The sequence below is a fragment of the Rhizobium leguminosarum genome (assembly GCF_002953715.1).
Lineage (GTDB): Bacteria > Pseudomonadota > Alphaproteobacteria > Rhizobiales > Rhizobiaceae > Rhizobium > Rhizobium leguminosarum_V.
Map to the genome: position 1 here is coordinate 2447776 of NZ_CP025012.1, position 14447 is coordinate 2462222.

The window sequence follows — 14447 nt, forward strand, 5'->3', positions numbered from 1 at the left end:
ACAGGCCAGATCCGCCCGCCGGTGACGCCTAAAGCGCGTCTGGTTCGCACTTTAGGTCTTTGTTTTTATGCATGCCATTGTCCCAAAAAACCGCTGCGCACTTTTGGGCGGCATGCACTAGTTAGGAACGAAACCGCCCGGCCGCCATATTCAGGGCGGCAGGGCGTTCAAAAAAGACTGTTATATCGCTCAGGCCTTGGCTGCTTTGAGCTCGTCTATCTTGGCGCAGAGGTTCTTCAGCACGAAGTATTCTTCGGTGGAAACCTTGCCTTCGTTGACTTCCTGCGTCCACTTTTCGAGCGGGATCTTGATGCCGAATTCCTTGTCGATCGCAAAGACGATGTCGAGGAAATCGAGGCTGTCGATACCGAGGTCGTCGATCGTATGGCTCTCCGGCGTGATCGTCGCGCGGTCGATCTCACTGGTTTCTGCAATAATGTCGGCAACTTTATCGAATGTAGCGGTCACGCGCTGTACCTCATGAAATGACGATTTAAACCCCCTCATAGGCAAATCCATTTCAAAAGCCAATGCTTTCGTCCCGGCGTTGCGGCAATTTGCCGGCTGGGTGTTGCCTAAACAGCAATGGAATGCCGGCCTTTGCCCTCACCCAAGGCGCGAGGCGACGCCGCTGCAGAAAACCCGTCTCGCCGGCGAGGGCGAAGAAGCCGTCCGAATCAAACCCGCGGACGGCCTCGTCTCGACGCCGCACTTCCAATAACAGCCAGGGCGCGCAAACTTTGATCTAGATCAAATCGCGATCCGGCCAAAATTGATAATCATCAAGCCGCGCTGGAAGAAATCGGGATAGCCGAACCCGCAATCGCGGCGTAATCGTCTAGGGTATGCCCGGCATGCGCAGCTACGCCCGGCACACGCGGATTTCGAAGGGATCAGGAAATGGACGTCGCACATAGTGGGGTTCTCGAGGTTGGCATCCCCGTCGCCTGCCGTTCCTGCCAGGCGCGGCACGGCGTCGTGTGCGGCGTACTGTCGAGCGGTCAGTTGAAGGACCTCGGCCGCCACTCGCTGCGCCGCAAGGTCGATGCTGGCTGCGAGATCATCGCACAAGGGTCGGAAAGCTCTTACTATTCGAACATCATGCGCGGGGTGGTGAAGCTCTGCAAGGTGATGCCGGACGGGCGCCAGCAGATCGTCGGTCTGCAATTCGCTCCCGATTTCGTCGGCAGGCCCTTCGTGCGCGAAAGCACGCTGTCGGCCGAGGCTGCGACCGATGCCGAAATCTGCGTCTTCCCCCGCAACCTGCTCGACCGCATGATATCGGAGACGCCAGAACTGCAGCGCAGCCTGCACGATCAGGCGCTGAAGGAGCTGGATGCCGCGCGCGAATGGATGCTGACGCTCGGCCGGCGCACCGCCGAGGAGAAGGTCGCAAGCTTACTCCACCTCATCGCCACCCATGCCGAACCGCAAACCGCCACAAGCACCGCCTTCGACCTGCCGCTATCCCGCGCCGAGATCGCCGATTTCCTCGGTCTGACGATCGAAACCGTCAGCCGCCAGATGACCAGGCTGCGCAAGAGCGGCGTCATTCGCATCGAGAACTTCCGGCATATCATCGTCCCCGACATGGATGAGCTGGAGCGGATGATCAGCGCGTAAACGGGGATCAGTTGTCGAATTCGGGCTCAGGGCGCTGATCCGAGATTAGCGCGTAATGACCACGCGGGTATTGGCAAGGCCAGCCTGCCGCGCCAGCGAGAAAAACTGGGCGGCATTGTCGGGATGCAGGCGAACACAGCCATGCGAGGCCGGCCGACCCAGGCGCTTCAGGTCGAAGGTGGCGTGAACGGCATAACCGCCGTTGAAGAACACGGCGTACGGCATCGGCGCATTGTCGTATTTCCTGGAGCGGTGATCGCGCGACAGCCACTTGGCGCTCCACGAACCGGTCGGCGTGACATAGCCGTTACGCGCGGTAGAAACCTTCCAGCGATACTTGACGAAGCCGTTCTCGGAAACGGTCATCATCTGTTTGCCGATGCTGATATTGGCGACCAACGTTGCTGCCTGACTGGCAACGGGAGAAAACTGCAGCAATAAACTTGCGGCCGCAGCCGCCAAAATCGCCTTCATCATAACCCCTCTTCGAACTCGCGCAGCTTAATTGCGCCCTCACGAAAGAGAGACTACGGCAATACTTATTATATTGCTTTAATCCGAATGGTAATCACAATTTTAACGAGCCAAAGCGGGAGCTGGCGCCGGAAGATAGCGGCACCTGCTCACTGGAGCTTGCGCGCCGCCGAAGGCTTCTTGAGCCCTTGATAGGCCTTGTTCATTTTCTCGCGGATCGAGGCCATCGTGCCGAGATTATGCCCGCAGGCCGCACAGGTGATGATGTCGGTCTCCCGGATCTCGGGCCGCTCGAACTTCATCTTGGTGCTCTTGCATTTCGGGCACGGTAATTCAACCTGAACTGTCATCGCTCTGCTTCCGGTCTGATGGAGATATGCGGCGGTCGGAATAAACGTTTGAGCCTGGCCTGTCCACTGGGGGCATACACCGCACATCCCTACAGAAGACACAAAAACAGCCCGAACGTAACTCCGGCGAGCACCATGCAGCTGGCGTAGAACACCGATACGCCATCCTCGATGTCGCCTGAGGTCGCCACGTCGCGGCCGGTGTCGTTGATCATCGGTTCACGCACGATGACGCCGCCATAGATGCGCGGCCCGGCGAGCTGGACGTTCAGCGCACCCGCCATGGCCGCCTCCGGCCGGCCGGAATTCGGCGAGCGGTGCAAGGCCCCGTCGCGCATCGCCACGCGGATCGCCTCACGGCCGGCGCTTGTTCCCCGCCGGATCCAGGCGCCGGCGGCAATCAACAGGATGGAGAGGCGCGCGGCCGGCCAGTTGGCGACATCGTCGAGCCGGGCGGCCGCCCAGCCGAAGTCGATGTATTTTTCCGACTTGTGGCCGATCATCGAATCCGCCGTGTTCAGCATCTTGTAGGCGAAGAGCCCCGGCAGGCCGAAGACGGCAAACCAGAGCGCCGGCGCCACGACGCCGTCGGAGAAATTCTCGGCAAGGCTTTCGATCGCTGCGCGGCAGACGGCCGGCTCGTCCAGCGTCTCGGGATCGCGTCCGACGATGCGGGAAACGGCAGCTCGCCCGCCGGCAAGCCCCTCGTCGCGCAGCGCAGTGGCGACGGCCGCGACGTGATCAGCAAGGCTCTTCTGCGCCAGGAAGATCGCCACCAGCCCGGTCTCCAGCAAGATGCCGACAAGGCCGAACAGCGCGAAGAACCGGTCGAACACGAAGCCTGCGGCCACCGCCAAAAGAAGCAGCGCCAGGATGGCGGCGATACCGTTCATTCGGCGTTGCGAGCCCGTGAGGCTTGACGGGTTGAGCTGCCGGTCGGCATAGGAGATCGCCGCACCGAACATGACGACGGGATGCGGCATCCGCGACCACAGCCATTGCGGATCGCCGGCGATCCGGTCGAGCAGCAGCGCCAGAAGCAGTACGAGAAGGTTTTCGTCGATCGTCATCGTTCAAATCTCTGAAGGGCTTCGCCAAGCCGCCTGTCTGCCGCCGGATCGGGCGGCAACCCGAAACGCAGCCACTCCGGCGCATAGTCGAACTTGCGGACGAGAATATGATGGCGGCAGAGATGTGTGTAAATTTCGCAGGCTCTCGCATCGGCGACAAGGGTGAAGAGTGCCGTCCCTCCTGAAATCTGCAACTCGGCGCCCGTCAGCACCCCATGCAGGCCGGCGCAGCGTTCATTGATGCGGCCGCGAATCGGAGAAACGTCCGAGCGCAGCAGCGAATCTGCAATCGAAAGGGCCGGGCCGGAGACTGCCCAGGGGCCGAGCCAGTCTTCGAAACGCGCGAGAATATCGCTGCGCGCGATCGCAAAACCGAGCCGCAGGCCGGCAAGCCCGAAGAACTTGCCGAAGGAGCGGAAGATAATGAGGTTGGAAAGTTGCGGCGCACGGGATGCGAGGCTGAGCGCCGGATCGGTATCGCCAAAGGCTTCGTCGACGACGAGAAAACCGTCCGCTGCCTTCATCCTGTCGTGCAGGGCAATCAGCGTTTCGGCCGGCCATATCAACCCATCAGGATTGTTCGGATTGACGACGACAGCCAGCCGATGTCCGGCTCCGATCGCGGCAATATCGTCGACCGCATCGACGGCAAAACCGGCCGAGGCGAAGGCGCGCGCATACTCGCCATAGGTCGGCGTTACCACGGCAACCCTGTTGTCCGTCACGGCGATCCGCTCGTCCGTCACGGCAACCCTGTTGTCCCTCACGGCAACCCTGTTGTCCGTGACGCCAACCAGCCTACCCGCTTCGACGAGGCGCGGCAGAAGCTGGATCACCGATTGTGTGCCCGGCACCGGCAGCGGCAGGATCTCACCGCTGCCATAGTAGTCGCGCGCTGCACGCCTTGCCTCATCAAAAAGATGTCGGTCCGGCAGGCGATGCCAGGCCCTTGCCGGAATGCCAGGCAGGGCGACGGGGCACGGATTGATGCCCGTGGAAAGATCAAGCCAATCTTCCGGGCTACCGCCGAAGGCAGCGGCAGCCGCGGTGATGCCGCCGCCGTGGACAATCGGTGCGCTCATGCGGCGGCTCCGGCAAGATCGATCAGATGCATGTAGGAGCCTGCCACCTGGTCGCGCCTGAGACCGGCGGCACCCAGATCGGTTCCGAGCGCATCCTGCACCTGAAAAAGCCGCTTGCCCTCGCCCTCGGAGACGACGCTGGAATAGTGGAATTCATGAGCCGTCATCATCCGCGCAAAGAAGGCGCCGTCGAGGGGCACAACACGGCGATAGCCGAGATGACGCTTTCGCTCGGCATAGGTGGTGACGACGGGCAGCAGGCCGAGCATTTCGTGGCGATGCCCCTTCGCATCGATCAGGCCCTCGCCAAGCACCATGTAGCCGCCGCATTCGCCATAGATCCGAATGTCGCGCGCCGCCGCATCGAGCATGCCGGCGCGGAAATTCTGCGCCTCTGCCAGCCGCCCGGCATGCAGCTCGGGATAACCACCGGGCAGATAGATCGCATCGGCATCACCAGCCGGCGCCTCGTCGGCGAGCGGCGAGAAAAAGGAAATCGCAGCACCCCGGCGGCGCCAGCCGAGCAGCATATGCTCGTAGGAAAAGGCAAAGGCGACATCGCGCGCCACGGCGATGCGGGCACCCAACGGCGGCAACCGGTCGATATTGGCGGCCGACGGCCGGTTGAGCCCCTGCCTGGCGATGCGCAGCAGGAATTCAAAATTACATTCCTCGGAGACGGCATCCGCCGCATGGTCGATGAAGTTGTCGAGGGTTGCGTGTTCGCCGGCCTGGACGAGGCCGAGATGGCGCTCCGGCAGGGAAAGCGCCTTGTCGCTGCCGATGACGGCGATGACAGGCATGCGGATAGCTTCGAGCGCCTGCCGCAGCATCGCCTCGTGCCGGTCGCTGCCGACCTTGTTGAGGATGACGCCGGCGACGCGCACATCGGCACGGAAACCAGCAAAACCAGTAACCAGCGCCGCCACCGATTGCGACATGCGCGAGGCATCGACAACCAACACCACGGAAAGCCCAAGCTGGGCCGCCAGATCGGCCGCCGTCCCCCTTCCGTCAGCCGCCCCGTCGAAAAGCCCCATCATCGCCTCGATGACGAGGATGCGGTCGCCGGAACGGTGAAGGGCCGCATTGGCCGAGATCAGCTCCGGGCGCATCGCCCAGGGATCGAAATTCAGACAGAGCGTGCCGCTCGCTGCCGCATGGAAGGCGGGATCGATATAGTCAGGGCCGGCCTTGCCGGGCGCGACCGCGATGCCGCGCCGGCGAAGCGCTCGGAGCAGCCCGAGCGTCACCGTCGTCTTGCCGGCGCCGGAGGAAGGGGCTGCGATCAGGAGGCCGCTCATGCCCGCACCTTGCCGGACCGGCGGAATGGATCGGGTTGCAGGCGCCGCCCCGCGAGCGCACCGAGCCAGTCGAGCGAGGCTCGGAGCCGGACCACCTCACCGACGACGACCACCGCCGGCGGCTCCAGCCCGGAGACAGCGACGGCATCGGTCGCCTCCCCGAGCGTCGTTTCCAGCACCTGTTGCCGGCCAGTGGCCGCATTGCAGACGAAGGCGACGGGTTCCGACGGCAGCCGGCCTGCGGCGATGAGATTGGCGCTGATCTCGGCGATATGCTTCATCGCCATGTACATGACGATGACGGGCGAGCCCCGGCCGATCGCCTCCCAGTTGATCCTGTCGGGCACGATGCCGGACGAATCATGGCCGGTGAGGAAGGTCACGGCATGGTTGATGTCGCGATGCGTCACCGGAATGCCGGCATAGGCGAGCCCGCCGATGCCGGCGGTGATGCCGGGCACGATGCGGAAGGGGATGTTGTGCTCAACCAGCGTCAACGCCTCCTCGCCGCCGCGGCCGAAAACGAAGGGATCGCCGCCCTTCAGCCGCAGTACTCGCTTGCCGGCGCGCGCCAGCTCCACCAGTCGCAGCGAGATGTCGCGCTGCTTCGCCGAAGGCTTGCCGCCGCGTTTGCCGGCATATTCCACCAGCGTTTCCGGCCGCGCCAGCGCCAGGCATTCCTCGTTGACCAGCGCGTCGTGAACGATGACGTCGGCCTCGGAAAGTCCCTTGGCGGCGAGCAGCGTCAGCAAGCCGGGATCACCGGGGCCAGCCCCAACGAGCCAGACACTGCCCGGCTCCAGAACCGGAAGATGTGAGAATGCGGCATCGATCATCCTGCTGATCTAGGCCCCGCAAAGGGCAAGGTCAACGCCGCGCCCATCACCTCACTTGAAGTTGCTGAGATGACCATGACTCACTTTGTGAAGTGTCGGATTTAAATCCTCGGAGAACCCGCACAACGCGATGAATATATTGCAATATATCCCGAGGGCCGGCCGCGATGCTGCCGGCCTTCAAGCTTGTCAGGCTGCAAGCAGCGTATTGCGGATGAGATCCAGGACCCTTTCCGACTCGATGCCTGTGCAGACGATCTGGCTCGGCAAGCCATCCCAAGCGCCATCAGGCGGAAAACGCCGCCCATCTGGCCTGACGATCGTCTGGCCATCGGCGATGCCGCCGCAGACGACACGTACCGCACCCGATATTGACGAGAACAGCTCCGGCACCACGACATAGACGCAGGCGCAGCTGTCATGCACCATCATGCCGTCTTCAACCGCGTGCTTGTAGAAATCGATGTAGGACTGCGAGAGTGCGTCGAGCTGCTTGACCGCCTTGTCGCCCTTAGCCGCCATATCGCCGAGATAGCTGCGGCTCATCGTGGTGATCGCGGTGACGTCGAGGCCGATGACGGCCACCTTCCAGGGCGCGGTCATGACGATGTCGGCAGCCTCAGGATCACCGTGGATATTGGCCTCGGCCACCGGCGAGACATTGCCCGGCACATAGAAATTGCCGCCCATGATGACGACGTCCTTGGCCAGCGTCGCAATCTCGGGATCTTCCTTCAGCGCCAGCGCCAGATTGGTCATTCGGCCAACGGCGACGAGTCGCACTTCGCCCGGATGAGCGCGCACCGTGTCGATGATAAAGCGATGCGCCGGGCGCGGATCGAGCGGCAGGTCGATCGTCTCGGGCACGTCGATATCGCCGAGGCCGTTCTCGCCATGCACCATCGCCGGCCACGGCCGCTCCGCGCGCGCGGAATCGATGGTGACGCTGGCGCCTTTGGAAACGGGTGCCGGAATATTCCATTCGCGCTTGAGGAAAAGCGCATTGCGCGTCGTCGTCTCGACCGAGGCATTACCGAAGACCGTGGTGATGCCGAGAAGCTCGATTTCGGGATGACGATGCAGGAAGAGAAGCGCCATGGCGTCGTCGACGCCAGGGTCGGTGTCATAGATGACCTTGTGCATGAATGTTCCTTTATATGCTGTCTTCGCGATGGCGCCGCACCGCGCTACGAAATGCCGCCACCATAACGCCCGTCAGCCATTCTGCAACAGGATGCGGGCGACTGCCGCCGTCGCATGCGCAGATTTGATCTTGGCGACGGCAAGCTCGGCCGAGGCGCCGGCAGCCGCTAGCGCTGCCGCCTCGGCAACGCCATGGCAGCCGACGCGGGCAAAGACGATCTCCGATGGGTTCTTCAGCCGCGGCGTCTCCTCCTCTAGCCGCGCGGCAGCAAAAAACACCGCCGGCACGGAGAAATGAGCGGCGACCGCAAGCACCGCTGGCTCGCTCTTGCGGCTGTCGATCGAAGCGATGGCGGCAAGCGCCTCCGCACCTGCGCCCGCCTCCCGCAACGCCCATTCAGCGAGCGCCAGCACCTCGTGCACCGGCGCGCCGCGCTCGCAGCCGAGCCCGAGCACCAGAGGCCGAAGGCCGTCGAATTTCACGTCACTCATGATCTGGTCCCTAACACGCATCGGACCCAAGACACAGACCTGCGGCATCTTTGGCTCGGCGTTTACTTGCCGAACTTGATCTCGTCGATCGCAGTCAGCGTCGTCTTGGCCGAAACGCCGGGCGCATTGGCGAAATGCCAGGCGACATATTGCTCGGCATAGGGATTGGTGGAGGACATGCCGTCAACCGGCAGGACGACGTTCATGCCCTTCAGCGCCGCATAGGCGGCCGTATTCAGCACCGCGCCTTCCGAGGCCGTGCCCGTGACGATGACTGTTTTGATGCCCTTGTCCTTCAGGATCTTTTCGAGATCGGTGTTGATGAACTTGTTGGCGCCGGATTGCACGACCCGATCGCCCTCCTTCGGCGCCAGCACCGTGGCGATATCACCCGAGGTCGCGCCGCCGGTGATGCTGTAGACGAGGGGAACGCCGCTCGCGCGCGCCTCTTTCATCAGCTCTTCGACCTTCGGCAGCGAAGCGATGCAGCGCTGCTTGGTCTTGGTGTTGCACGGCCCTTTCTCCGGGTTCTGCGCGCCATTGAAATCGAGAAGCAGAAGTGCGGTATCCGACGTCTTCAGATCGACCGGTTTCAGAACAGGAGCAGCCGGCGCCTTCACCGTGCTCCAGTCATCGATGATCGTCGCCTCGGCGCCGGATGAGACGAAAACGGCAATCAAAAGAGAGCCGGCGAATGCGGCCGCAGCCTTGGTTTTCATGATGGTATTCTCCGGAGCAAGGGATCGCGGCAAATGTCCGAATAAGCCATCCGCCTGTCAAATCACCAAGCCGCGACCGGTATTTGATCCATGTTCGATGCCCTAGTCAGGCATCTGCCAGACGATTCGGGATGAGTTCCGACTGCATCCAGTGCGTTTCGCTCTGAACGTGATTGTCCCGCACATACTTGCCCATCCGCACCGGCATGTCTGCTTCCGGGAACGCGTCGGCGATCCGAGCCACAAACCCCTCCTGCCTGGTCTTATCAAGCAAGGCCGCAATATCCTCGAATAGACCGGCTCTGTATGGCCCTCGATAGAGAGTCGACACCGGAACGATGCCCAGTTCTTCGAACCGGGCCAGAGTCAGATCCCAGGATTGGACTTCACCGTCGATAATCCATGCAAAGCCGAGGAAATAAGACGGCAGATCAACATAACCGATCGCGTGCCGGGCATAGAGGTTCTCGCCGACGATGCGTTCGCCGTCTGCCAGCTGCGAGCTTATCCCGGCAGCAAAAGCCTTAAGCCAATCGCGCGACGAATGATAACGGCTATCGGGGCTACGGGCGTGCGACCCACCCCGATGAATGGTCGTGTTCTCACCATCCATTTTCTCGGTAATAAGAAGATCTCCGACCATCAGGCCGTCAAGCATCGTCATGACCTTGTCGTCACTTGTCGCTCCGGGCGACATCGGAAGGTGATAGGTACGACCGTATTTCTTCATGGTGACGAAGGCATAACCGTTCGCAAGCACACAACACAAGGGTAGCTTTGGGCCATAACCTCAGAACTCCACGCCCGGCTGACCCTTGATGCCGGAGCGGAAGGGGTGTTTGACGAGTTCCATCTCGGTCACCAGATCGGCAATCTCGATCAGTTCTTCCTTGGCGTTGCGGCCGGTCAGCACGACATGCGTCATGGCGGGCTTCTCGCTCTTCAGGAAGGCGACGACATCGTTGATGTCGAGATAGTCGTAGCGCAGCGCGATGTTGATCTCGTCCAGCAGCACCATGGAGTTGCTTTCGTCGCGGATCAGCTCCTTGGCCTTTTCCCAGGCGGCCGAGGCGGCGGCAACATCGCGGGCGCGGTCCTGCGTTTCCCAGGTGAAGCCTTCGCCCATCGTGTGGAACTGGCAGAGGTCGGAGAAATGCTTCTCGATCAGGTCGCGTTCGCCGGTCCACATCGCGCCCTTGATGAACTGCACGACGGCCGACGGCTTGCCGTGGGCGATATGACGGAAGATCATGCCGAAGGCGGCCGAGGACTTGCCCTTGCCCTTGCCGGTGTGAACGATGATCAGGCCCTTGCCGTCGGTCTTGGTCGCCATGATCTTATCGCGCGCGGCCTTCTTCTTCGCCATCTTCTCGGCGTGGCGCGCATCATCCTTGCCAGCTCCGCCGTCTGCGATCTCGCTATCAGGGGTCTCGTCGCTCATTGGGTTACCTCAATCTGTTGAGTAGAAGCCAGGTCGAACCGGGCCGAATTGCTGCGCGGCGTCCAGAGGCTGCGGTCGATCGCCTCCAGCAGCCGCTCCTTCATCTCGTCGAATGCCGCAGGGTTCTTTTCGATCATGAAATCGCGCACGCCGGGATCGGCAACGAAAGCTTGGTACACCGCCTCGAAATGATGCTCGCCGACCGCACCCGTCGTCGCCGAAAAGGCGAAGAGATAATCGACGGTGGCGGCGATCTCTGCCGCCCCCTTGTAGCCGTGGCGCATGACGCCCGATATCCATTTCGGATTGACGACACGCCCGCGCACGACGCGGCCGATCTCCTCTTCCAGCGAGCGGATCACCGGCTTTTCCGGCCTTGAATGGTCGTTGTGATAGATCGAGGGACGCGCACCGGAGAGCTGTTCGGACGCCGCCGCCATGCCGCCCTCAAACTGGTAATAGTCATCGCTGTCGAGCAGGTCGTGCTCGCGATTGTCCTGGTTCTGAATGACCGCCTGCACCGAGCGCAGCCGCTCCTCGAACAGACCGCGTTCGGCCTTGCCCTCCTCGCCGGCGCCATAGGCATAGCTGCCCCAGACGAGATAGGCCTCGGCGAGATCGGCGCGCCGTTCCCAACCCTTCTCGTCGATCAGCGCCTGCAATCCGGCGCCATAGGCACCAGGCTTCGAACCGAAGACCCGGTAGCCCGCCCGGCGCGCCGCCGTCTTTCCGTCAAGACCTGCAGCCGCAAGCCGCGCCGCCTCGCTGCGCATCCGCTCGGCAATGGGATTATCGCCAGCATCCTCCTCCAGCGCGCCGACGGCGCGGATCGCCTTGTCGAACAGCGCGATCTGCTCGGGAAAAGCATCGCGAAAGAAGCCGGAGATCCTGAGCGTCACGTCGACCCGCGGCCGTCGCAACATCGCCGGCGCAATGATCTCGTAGCCGGTGACGCGGCGTGAACTCATGTCCCAGAGCGGCTTGACGCCGATCAGCGCCAGCGCCTGGGCGATATCGTCACCGCCGGTGCGCATGTTCGACGTGCCCCACGCCGTCAGCCCGAAGGAAACCGGCCATTCGCCATGATCCTGCACATAGCGGCGCACCAGCAGCTCAGCCGATTTGCAGCCGAGTTCGTAGGCAGCGGGCGTCGGCACTGCGCGGCTGTCGACCGAATAGAAATTCCGCCCCGTCGGCAAGACGTCAGGCCGCCCGCGCGTCGGCGCGCCCGAGGGACCGGGCGCGACGAAGCGGCCGTCGAGCCCGTTGAGTAGACCGTGAATTTCGGCGGGGCCACAGGCGAGGATGGAGGGCTTGAGGCGGGTTTCGATTTCGGAGAGTACAGCCTGCGTAGCCTTCCAGTTCGCCGGGCACTCCATTTCGCCGGAAACGAACTTTGCTGCCAGCAGTTCGATACGCTCGACAGCGTCGCCGTTGGTTCGCCATGGGGCGTCGAGAATATCTGTGAGGATATCAGGACGCGGGCCGGTCCAAACGGCTGCCATGTCGGTGTCGAGGGGATCGAAAGAAGACCCCTCCCCAGCCCCTCCCCACAGGTGGGAGGGGCCTACCGCTGCGCTTGCGGCAACCTCTGCGACCAAAACTGATGTTGAGACGGTGCGCCCAGCAACTCCCTCCCCCTTGTGGGGAGGGGTTGGGGAGGGGTTTCCGAACGCATCCACCGCGATCGCCCGCTGCAAGCTCGCATCCCCACCCTCACCAAGCCCGCGCGGCACCCGCGCCAGCGCCACCGTCAGATCGGTCAGCAGCCGCCCCTCCGGCGACACACCAAACACATGCAGCCCGTCGCGGATCTGCATTTCCTTGAGGTCGCAGAGATAGGCGTCGAGCTTCTTCAGCGCTTCGCCCTCGCTTTCCCCCTTGGCAATGCCGGCATCCCTGTCGAGGCCGATATCGGTAACGAGCTCGAGGATCTGCCGGCTGAGCAGACGAATGCGGCGGGGATCGCCGCCCGACGCCTCGTAATATTCGTCGACCAGCGCCTCCAGATCCTTCAGTGGCCCATAGCTTTCGGCGCGCGTCAAAGGCGGCGTCAGGTGATCGATGATGACGGCAGCACTGCGGCGTTTCGCCTGTGTGCCCTCGCCCGGATCGTTGACGATGAAGGGATAGAGATGCGGCAGCGGCCCGAGGATCGCCTCGGGATAACAGCTTTCAGACAGCGCCAGCGCCTTGCCCGGCAGCCATTCGAGATTGCCGTGTTTGCCCATATGGATGACGGCATGAGCGCCGAATTTCTCGCGCAGGAAAGCATAGAAGGCGAGATAACCGTGCGGCGGCACGAGATCCGGCGAATGATAGCTCTCTTTCGGATCGATATTGTAGCCGCGCGCCGGCTGGATGCCGACCAGCACATCGCCGAAACGGGCAAAAGGCAGGGCGAAGACGCCCTCGCGAACATACGGATCATCTACGGGATCGCCCCAGCGGGCTCTCACCTCATCCTGAATCTTGTTAGGAAGAGATTCCAGGAAGCTGTTGTACAGACTCAGGGAAAGCGTCTCGCGGATGATCTTTCCATCGGAACCGGAATTGGTCGGCCCTTGCATCAGGTGCCGGATCAGCGCATCGCCGTCGGCGGGAATCTCGGCGACCGGATACCCGGCCACCCGCATAGCCTTCAGCACCTCGACGGTGCCGGCCGGCGTATCCAAACCGACGCCGTTGCCGAGCCGGCCGTCCCGGTTCGGGTAGTTCGCCATGACGAGCGCGATGCGCCGGTCGCCGGCGGAAGTCTTCCGCAGCCGCGCCCAATTGGCGGCAAGCTCCGCCGTATAGCGCACCCGGCCGGCATCGGCCTGGCTGGCGACGATATTCGTCTCGACCAGCGCATCGTAGCGCGCCGCCGTCTTGAAGGAGATCGCCCGAGCCAGCACCCGGCCATCGACTTCAGGCAGTGCCACGTTCATGCCGAGATCGCGCGCCGACAAGCCCTGCGAGGAAGCTGCCCATGCCTCCCTCGACGAGGCCGACAGGATCGCCTGCAGCACAATCGCCTCATTCGCCTCCAGCACTGTCGGCTGCCGGTCTGCACCCGGTGCCGAGACCGCAAAGCCCGTCGTGTTGATGACGACGTCGGGTTTCAACGCCGAAAATACGCTTTCAAGAATGCCGGTCGAAATCGGATCTTTAAGACTATAGGCAAAGACCGGCAGCGGGCGGAGGTCGAGTGCGGCCAGCGCTTCGACAAGCGCTTCGATCGGCCCGGTCTCGCCGCTCTGCACCAGGGCGCGGTAGAAGCTGATGGCGACTGTCGGGCGGGCAAATCCCTCGTCCGCTACCATCCCCGCACCCGAAGACATCTCTGCAGCAACCCGCCGCCACTCCTCGACCCCGATCAGTCCCCGCCCCGGCCACCAGATACCAGCCTTCATCAAAGGCACCGCCGGCGCCGGTTTCTCGGCGCCTGAGAGCATCGCCCCAGCATAATCGAGAAACGCCCGCGCATTGGCATCGCCGCCCTCGATCAGATAGGCCCAGAGCGCGTTGAGATCGCCGAGCCCGATATTCGAAAACGGCACCAGCCCCGCATCCGGCCTGGCATCGCCCGGCAGCACCGCGATCAGCGAACCGGCGCGGGCCGCTGCCGCATGCAGCGCCTCCAGCGCATAGTGGAAATAGCTGGCGCCGCCGAGTGCACGCACGATGATCAGCTTGGCATGCCGTGCCGTGCGCTCGACATAGGTATCGACCGACATCGGATGCTTGAGGCTCATCAGGCTGGCGAGCCGAACCGACGGCGCCGCCCCGAGATCGCGATGGGCCGCCGCGATCGCGGCAAGCTCGGTGTCGGCCGCCGACAGGAACAGGATGTCGCCCGGCGTCTGCCCAAGGTCGATTGCCTCCTCGCCGTCGCTGATCGTTCCCTGCTGGGCCAGAAGCAGATGCATCG

14 protein-coding genes are annotated in these 14447 nt (G+C 62.9%); 1 reads left to right on the forward strand and 13 read right to left on the reverse strand.

What is annotated here, in order from left to right:
- Positions 1 to 189: 189 nt before the first annotated feature.
- Positions 190 to 468: an acyl carrier protein gene (locus CUJ84_RS12370; RefSeq protein WP_003540486.1), complete on the reverse strand. Its 279-nt coding sequence runs from the start codon at positions 466 to 468 to the stop codon at positions 190 to 192.
- 432 nt (positions 469 to 900) lie between these two features.
- On the opposite strand from CUJ84_RS12370, the gene CUJ84_RS12375 reads away from it, so the two are divergent.
- Positions 901 to 1623: a Crp/Fnr family transcriptional regulator gene (locus CUJ84_RS12375; RefSeq protein WP_105006424.1), complete on the forward strand. Its 723-nt coding sequence runs from the start codon at positions 901 to 903 to the stop codon at positions 1621 to 1623.
- A gap of 45 nt (positions 1624 to 1668) precedes the next feature.
- Here CUJ84_RS12375 and CUJ84_RS12380 read toward each other — a convergent pair whose 3' ends face one another.
- From CUJ84_RS12380 to cobN, 12 genes are all read right to left on the reverse strand, one after another.
- Positions 1669 to 2097, reverse strand: a complete 429-nt coding sequence (locus CUJ84_RS12380) for a L,D-transpeptidase (RefSeq protein ID WP_105008168.1) — start codon at positions 2095 to 2097, stop codon at positions 1669 to 1671.
- A 149-nt stretch (positions 2098 to 2246) separates the two neighbouring features.
- On the reverse strand, positions 2247 to 2447 hold the full coding sequence (locus CUJ84_RS12385) for an ECs_2282 family putative zinc-binding protein (RefSeq protein ID WP_018074603.1): 201 nt from the start codon (positions 2445 to 2447) through the stop codon (positions 2247 to 2249).
- Positions 2448 to 2536: 89 nt separating this feature from the next.
- Positions 2537 to 3517 carry an adenosylcobinamide-phosphate synthase CbiB gene (gene cbiB / locus CUJ84_RS12390; RefSeq protein WP_105006425.1) on the reverse strand — a complete coding sequence of 327 codons (981 nt, stop codon included), beginning with the start codon at positions 3515 to 3517 and terminating at the stop codon, positions 2537 to 2539.
- A complete protein-coding gene (locus CUJ84_RS12395; RefSeq protein WP_105006426.1) occupies positions 3514 to 4599 on the reverse strand; it encodes a threonine-phosphate decarboxylase in 1086 nt (361 codons plus the stop codon). The genes cbiB and CUJ84_RS12395 overlap by 4 nt, the downstream gene beginning before the upstream one ends.
- Positions 4596 to 5903 carry a cobyrinate a,c-diamide synthase gene (locus CUJ84_RS12400; protein ID WP_018242388.1) on the reverse strand — a complete coding sequence of 436 codons (1308 nt, stop codon included), beginning with the start codon at positions 5901 to 5903 and terminating at the stop codon, positions 4596 to 4598. The genes CUJ84_RS12395 and CUJ84_RS12400 overlap by 4 nt, the downstream gene beginning before the upstream one ends.
- The gene (gene cobA / locus CUJ84_RS12405; RefSeq protein ID WP_105006427.1) at positions 5900 to 6739 is read right to left on the reverse strand and encodes a uroporphyrinogen-III C-methyltransferase; all 840 of its coding nucleotides are present in this window, start codon (positions 6737 to 6739) and stop codon (positions 5900 to 5902) included. Before cobA ends, CUJ84_RS12400 begins: the two co-directional genes overlap by 4 nt.
- 189 nt (positions 6740 to 6928) lie before the next feature.
- Positions 6929 to 7882, reverse strand: coding sequence for a nucleoside hydrolase (locus tag CUJ84_RS12410; RefSeq protein WP_105006428.1), 954 nt, complete (start codon positions 7880 to 7882; stop codon positions 6929 to 6931).
- Between the two features lie 72 nt (positions 7883 to 7954).
- A complete protein-coding gene (locus CUJ84_RS12415) occupies positions 7955 to 8374 on the reverse strand; it encodes a cobalamin biosynthesis protein (protein WP_105008169.1) in 420 nt (139 codons plus the stop codon).
- Between the two features lie 62 nt (positions 8375 to 8436).
- Entirely contained in the window at positions 8437 to 9093 is a 657-nt protein-coding gene (locus CUJ84_RS12420) for an isochorismatase family protein (RefSeq protein WP_105006429.1), read from the reverse strand.
- Positions 9094 to 9199: 106 nt separating this feature from the next.
- On the reverse strand, positions 9200 to 9757 hold the full coding sequence (locus tag CUJ84_RS12425; protein ID WP_245457469.1) for an RNA ligase family protein: 558 nt from the start codon (positions 9755 to 9757) through the stop codon (positions 9200 to 9202).
- A gap of 126 nt (positions 9758 to 9883) precedes the next feature.
- On the reverse strand, positions 9884 to 10534 hold the full coding sequence (gene cobO, locus CUJ84_RS12430; RefSeq protein WP_105006430.1) for a cob(I)yrinic acid a,c-diamide adenosyltransferase: 651 nt from the start codon (positions 10532 to 10534) through the stop codon (positions 9884 to 9886).
- On the reverse strand, positions 10531 to 14445 hold the full coding sequence (gene cobN / locus CUJ84_RS12435; protein WP_105006431.1) for a cobaltochelatase subunit CobN: 3915 nt from the start codon (positions 14443 to 14445) through the stop codon (positions 10531 to 10533). The genes cobO and cobN overlap by 4 nt, the downstream gene beginning before the upstream one ends.
- Positions 14446 to 14447: the final 2 nt, after the last annotated feature.

Excerpts from the sequence above, each read along its gene's own strand:
- CUJ84_RS12375 (WP_105006424.1), top strand. The coding sequence starts at position 901 with ATGGACGTCGCACATAGTGGGGTTCTCGAGGTTGGCATCCCCGTCGCC.
- CUJ84_RS12380 (WP_105008168.1), bottom strand. The coding sequence starts at position 2,097 with ATGAAGGCGATTTTGGCGGCTGCGGCCGCAAGTTTATTGCTGCAGTTT.
- CUJ84_RS12385 (WP_018074603.1), bottom strand. The coding sequence starts at position 2,447 with ATGACAGTTCAGGTTGAATTACCGTGCCCGAAATGCAAGAGCACCAAG.
- cbiB (WP_105006425.1), bottom strand. The coding sequence starts at position 3,517 with ATGACGATCGACGAAAACCTTCTCGTACTGCTTCTGGCGCTGCTGCTC.
- CUJ84_RS12395 (WP_105006426.1), bottom strand. The coding sequence starts at position 4,599 with ATGAGCGCACCGATTGTCCACGGCGGCGGCATCACCGCGGCTGCCGCT.
- CUJ84_RS12400 (WP_018242388.1), bottom strand. The coding sequence starts at position 5,903 with ATGAGCGGCCTCCTGATCGCAGCCCCTTCCTCCGGCGCCGGCAAGACG.
- cobA (WP_105006427.1), bottom strand. The coding sequence starts at position 6,739 with ATGATCGATGCCGCATTCTCACATCTTCCGGTTCTGGAGCCGGGCAGT.
- CUJ84_RS12410 (WP_105006428.1), bottom strand. The coding sequence starts at position 7,882 with ATGCACAAGGTCATCTATGACACCGACCCTGGCGTCGACGACGCCATG.
- CUJ84_RS12415 (WP_105008169.1), bottom strand. The coding sequence starts at position 8,374 with ATGAGTGACGTGAAATTCGACGGCCTTCGGCCTCTGGTGCTCGGGCTC.
- CUJ84_RS12420 (WP_105006429.1), bottom strand. The coding sequence starts at position 9,093 with ATGAAAACCAAGGCTGCGGCCGCATTCGCCGGCTCTCTTTTGATTGCC.
- CUJ84_RS12425 (WP_245457469.1), bottom strand. The coding sequence starts at position 9,757 with ATGACGATGCTTGACGGCCTGATGGTCGGAGATCTTCTTATTACCGAG.
- cobO (WP_105006430.1), bottom strand. The coding sequence starts at position 10,534 with ATGAGCGACGAGACCCCTGATAGCGAGATCGCAGACGGCGGAGCTGGC.
- cobN (WP_105006431.1), bottom strand. The coding sequence starts at position 14,445 with ATGCATCTGCTTCTGGCCCAGCAGGGAACGATCAGCGACGGCGAGGAG.